8 protein-coding genes are annotated in these 4,101 nt (G+C 39.5%); 3 read left to right on the top strand and 5 right to left on the bottom strand.

Annotation, left to right across the window (positions count from 1 at the left end; all coding sequences use genetic code 11):
• Positions 1–95 precede the first annotated feature (95 nt).
• The gene (locus HWQ42_RS23045; RefSeq protein WP_292816435.1) at positions 96–254 is read right to left on the bottom strand and encodes a hypothetical protein; all 159 of its coding nucleotides are present in this window, start codon (positions 252–254) and stop codon (positions 96–98) included.
• A 36-nt stretch (positions 255–290) separates the two neighbouring features.
• Complete coding sequence (locus HWQ42_RS23040) at positions 291–428, bottom strand: hypothetical protein (protein ID WP_292816433.1); 138 nt, start codon at positions 426–428, stop codon at positions 291–293.
• A gap of 21 nt (positions 429–449) precedes the next feature.
• Here HWQ42_RS23040 and HWQ42_RS23035 point away from each other — a divergent pair, with 21 nt between their 5' ends.
• Positions 450–572, top strand: coding sequence for a hypothetical protein (locus HWQ42_RS23035; RefSeq protein ID WP_292816431.1), 123 nt, complete (start codon positions 450–452; stop codon positions 570–572).
• A gap of 244 nt (positions 573–816) precedes the next feature.
• On the top strand, positions 817–1,245 hold the full coding sequence (locus tag HWQ42_RS23030; RefSeq protein WP_292816429.1) for a hypothetical protein: 429 nt from the start codon (positions 817–819) through the stop codon (positions 1,243–1,245).
• Between the two features lie 183 nt (positions 1,246–1,428).
• On the opposite strand, the gene HWQ42_RS23025 is transcribed toward HWQ42_RS23030, so the two are convergent.
• The gene (locus HWQ42_RS23025; protein WP_292816428.1) at positions 1,429–2,511 is read right to left on the bottom strand and encodes an acetyl-CoA carboxylase biotin carboxylase subunit family protein; all 1,083 of its coding nucleotides are present in this window, start codon (positions 2,509–2,511) and stop codon (positions 1,429–1,431) included.
• A 403-nt stretch (positions 2,512–2,914) separates the two neighbouring features.
• On the opposite strand from HWQ42_RS23025, the gene HWQ42_RS23020 reads away from it, so the two are divergent.
• Positions 2,915–3,457 carry a hypothetical protein gene (locus tag HWQ42_RS23020; RefSeq protein WP_292816426.1) on the top strand — a complete coding sequence of 181 codons (543 nt, stop codon included), beginning with the start codon at positions 2,915–2,917 and terminating at the stop codon, positions 3,455–3,457.
• Between the two features lie 44 nt (positions 3,458–3,501).
• On the opposite strand, the gene HWQ42_RS23015 is transcribed toward HWQ42_RS23020, so the two are convergent.
• Both HWQ42_RS23015 and HWQ42_RS23010 read right to left on the bottom strand, forming a co-directional pair.
• Positions 3,502–3,840 carry a thermonuclease family protein gene (locus tag HWQ42_RS23015; protein WP_292816424.1) on the bottom strand — a complete coding sequence of 113 codons (339 nt, stop codon included), beginning with the start codon at positions 3,838–3,840 and terminating at the stop codon, positions 3,502–3,504.
• Positions 3,797–4,101: thermonuclease family protein (locus HWQ42_RS23010; RefSeq protein ID WP_292816422.1), on the bottom strand; the 305-nt coding region annotated here is incomplete at its 5' end. The genes HWQ42_RS23010 and HWQ42_RS23015, both read right to left, overlap by 44 nt.

Here is a 4,101-nt window from a genome sequence, read left to right as displayed (position 1 = left end):
GGCTGCCGTCGGCAGCCCCTTCATCCCCCCTTTAAAATGATTATCATTACTGTTGGTGGAATAGTTTATTTTATGGAAGTCCCTAGAAAATTTTCTTAGCTGTTGTAATCTATGTTCCAAATAAGTGAAGTGATATCCCCATCTAAAGCAGCACAAAGTTTCTCTAGAATTTCTGTACTAACAGTCATCTGAGTTGGTTTTTTTGGTTTGTTAATAAAGACGTGAGGAGTCTCTAGCTGCTGAATATAAGCCACAGAAACTCCCACAGCATCAGATAGCTTTTGTCTACTCTATCCAGCTTTCTCTCTAAGCTCCCTGAGTTTTTGGGCATTTTCTTCATTCCACCTAAACGCAGCGATCGGTGTTACATCTACTGTAATATTCATTTTTACTTTAATTTTATTTTCACTGCGCTCGCCAGTTGACATGATAATATTATTAATATACTGGTGTCAACCATAAGGCTACACCAAGCAAAGGTGAAAGCGATCGCTTGCCCATTAGCAATGCAATTATTTCAGCCTGCGTCAACTGGAGAAACACAACACCTGTTCAAAGACTCTTACGGTTAATTTCCTCAAGGTCAAGTGAAACTCACAAAGAATTCATTGCCGTAGAGATAAGAAACCGAAATCTAAAACTACTTAACTAGCTTTGAGAATCCAGGCAAGGTTTAAGAATGGCTCTCACCAGCAGTAATCGTGGAAGGGCTTGAAAGTTGATATTGCTACCCTAATCTCTACCGACAGAAAGATTTATACAAACGACAAGAGGTTTAAGGTAGGTACAACCAACAGTAACGCAAGGAAAAAACAAATGAATCTACCTGCAACTGTTAGCACAAAATTCCAGAAAAGTGCGGCATTTATATTGCTTTCTCTAGCTTTAGTCGGTTTAGAAATTCCTTCTTCAAGTGGACAAAGCTTGCCAAATAGCTCAACCAAATCGGCTCCACTTGTTGATGGAACATATTTATACGGCGAAACTCCTAAACCTAATCAGATAGGGAAAGCCTACTTATTATTACAACGTCAACAAGGAAATATTGTCGGAGCTTTGTACTATCCTAATTCTGAGTTTAGTTGCTTTACAGGAAAACAGAATAACAACACAGTTTCTGCTAAATCACTTAGTTACAATAAAGCAAAAACTGAAAAAATGAAAATTAACCTATCTAATTTTCATCAAATCAAACTTATTAGCGTTAACGACCAACGCATCCTCTCAGTCTACAAGCAAACATAGAACACCAAGCCTAAAACAGATTCCGTCGCTTCCCGAAGAGTGTCAAACAAAAGAGAGTTGTTTGTTCCCTTGTTCAGCTCTGTCTGCTAGAAAAGCGCAGAATACACTAAAATTTACTCATTTAGGCGGTAATTTTTCGGTTTTTAACTCAAACACTGCTGTAAAACAGTTTCTTTCGGGCTGCTAGAAAAAATCTTTCTTAGTATTGTAGAAATTGCTAGAATTGGCTACCTGATATTCCTCTTGAAGGGTTGAAAAGTTATGATGGCTCAAAACAATAGCAATGGCAACATCCCTCGTACTTTGTGATTTTTCCAGTCTTTCTCCCAAATAAATCTGCCAATAAATTTCCACATCACTTTCAAGAACTGGCTTCTCAATTTCTGTAACAACACCATTCTGCTTTGGATGAATCGAGGAAGCACTGTACTTCCACTCATTTCTATCCTTGAGAATGATATCAGGCGAATCACCAATCTGTAATTGGAGATGTAACTCGTTTAAACGTAGCCCCTGATATATGTAAAACATTCTTGATACAAGCGCTTCCGGGGGGCGTGCAGCTACTTTGATTAGGATTGCTTCTTCGCTAAGAGAAGGTAGTAATAAATCAATATTGAGTACACCATTTTTAGGGTAATTGTGTTCTAAACTTTCTAACACATCACTTGAAAATTGCCAGAGTTTCTGAAATTCTGGTTCTTCTTCTCTAACAATAATATTGCCGATTTGATGACCAGAAATGAACTCATCATTAGGTCGATACTGCTTGCAAGCAGCGAAATAACAAGGCTGACCGTTTTTTAGAACAACACTTGTATTGTATACCTGACCTATAATGAATTCATTCATCTCAAATTCTGAATCTGAATCTACATTGCTTTCACACCAAGCTTTCAAATCATCAACAGTATAGATTCTTCTGCTTTTTTCACTTCCGACTCCGATAACTGGTTTGATCAAAATGTGATTACCTAGTTCTTCTAGAACAAACTTTAAGTATGAAACTGGCTCTTGACGGTATTGGTCTTGAGCAAAAATCAGATACTTAGGCATCCGAATAAGGGAATTTTTGAGGGCAGATTTGAGGTAACTCTTATCAGTAAACTGCTGGATCATCGTTGGGCGATCGCCTGGCAGATTTAGAGCTTCACGCAACTGTGCAGTTAACAGTACTGAATACTCATCGTTGGTGACAATCCGGCAGTTATCATCTAATAGTTTATAGTCAGTCTTAATCTGTTGATAGCTCAAAGCTTGACTCAATCAAAGTTTCAGAATCTTGCTTCGATTATTGTTTTCCGAGAGTGACAAAACAGGGCTAATTGAGCAACCTACTGGTTAGGCTTTAAGAGACTCGATAAGACTACGAACTTGTAAATTTCTTACTTACAGTATGTCTGGAAAGTAAGACAGTCTCCCAATACACCACTCATCACTCCAATCACATATATCAGCACCGCTTTCGCCAATAAAAGAGAACATCAAACATCAATTGGGGAAGCGATTAACTACGAAGAATAGAGCAAAAGAGAGAGGAGTTCGACTTCAACCTTCGACTAGCTTGAATCAACACATTGCACACTGAGTATGTAAAAGTAAAAGGCGAAATATTATTATTGGCAGCCAAGGTGGAGCGAGGCTGTTAAAGCCAGATTAAACTAAGAGTATGAAAATTGGTATTTTCGAGCAGATGACAGTTAATAATGGATTGATTCTGACGCTTTTTTTTCTGATTGTAAGCCTGCTAGCTCTTGGCTATGGTTTTGGTGTGAAAGCTCGACGTTTACCCTTTACGGCAGAAATTGGGTTTAACCAGCAGCAATGGCAATTTCTGCGATGGTGGGTCAAATTAGCCTCCTTTGTTGGAGTTTTGTTACCGATGTGCTTGTTAGCTCTGGCTTGGAAACAACCATCTTCATGGGTATTTTGGGGAAGTTACCTGTTGATAGTCGCCGTACAACTCATCTCTGAACGTGTTTTTAGTCGCTCCCTAGTGCCAAGTATTGTTGTACCCATTGGCTTTTTCTACACAGTTTTTCGGTTGTGGCAACTGCTAGATGGATTCACACAATTAACATTTTCCTATTTGACATTAGTGGGTTTCGGTGTTGTTGTGTTGTTTTGGGTTGCTAACTTAATAATGTTGATGGTAATGGCCATTCCAACGGTGTTTAAAGGTTCGGAGTCAATTTCACAATCAAGATTGTGATGAAAAATTTTTACTGCCTAACTAAAAGCTGTGTTTCGTCGTAGTTATTTTTCGCACCCAATGCCATCTCCATCTCGGTCAAACCCATGAGGATCGGGTGGCAGCACTTTAAACCTTCGTTGGCTAATATCTCGGCAATCTAAGTCTGGTGAATTCTTTGGAATGCAAAAATCTGGGTAAGCAGGGTCGCAGTTATTCTGTTGCTGTTCTTGAGTGGGTACTGATGTTGTCTTTTGGGTAGCTCTGTGGCGGAAGTCCCAAGGCATCACAGGATTAGCCTGACTCCAAAATGCTAAACGCTGTTGTTTAGCGGTGTTTTCACCCTGCAACAAACTATCTTTAGATTCTGGACAGCCCTTGAGATACTGGCGATACACTTTCATATTGTCCCTCTTGCACCATATTCACATTGACACTGCGATTACCAACAAACACCTCTGCAACTAAGCGCTTGTATTTGTCAGTTTCAATAGCACGTAGGGTAATTCCTTGTCCCACTGGCAGCAATTGTTTAAGTCTTGCAGATGATTGTTGACCCCAAGGATTCTGTTTCATCTCTGGTGCATCAATGCAAGCAAGGCGGACTGTTACAGTTTTGTTACCAGTTTTCACCCGTATGGTGTCACCGTCACCTACGCTTACAA

The sequence above is a fragment of the Nostoc sp. JL23 genome (assembly GCF_017115065.1).
GTDB classification, from domain to species: domain Bacteria; phylum Cyanobacteriota; class Cyanobacteriia; order Cyanobacteriales; family Nostocaceae; genus Nostoc; species Nostoc punctiforme_A.
The sequence above is the reverse complement of the archived record's forward strand: the minus strand, read 5'-3'. Positions and strand labels throughout refer to the sequence as shown.

What these genes read in the sequence shown, in the direction of transcription:
- HWQ42_RS23040 (WP_292816433.1), bottom strand. Translation starts at nt 428, where the DNA reads ATGTCAACTGGCGAGCGCAGTGAAAATAAAATTAAAGTAAAAATGAAT.
- HWQ42_RS23030 (WP_292816429.1), top strand. Translation starts at nt 817, where the DNA reads ATGAATCTACCTGCAACTGTTAGCACAAAATTCCAGAAAAGTGCGGCA.
- HWQ42_RS23020 (WP_292816426.1), top strand. Translation starts at nt 2,915, where the DNA reads ATGAAAATTGGTATTTTCGAGCAGATGACAGTTAATAATGGATTGATT.
- HWQ42_RS23015 (WP_292816424.1), bottom strand. Translation starts at nt 3,840, where the DNA reads ATGAAAGTGTATCGCCAGTATCTCAAGGGCTGTCCAGAATCTAAAGAT.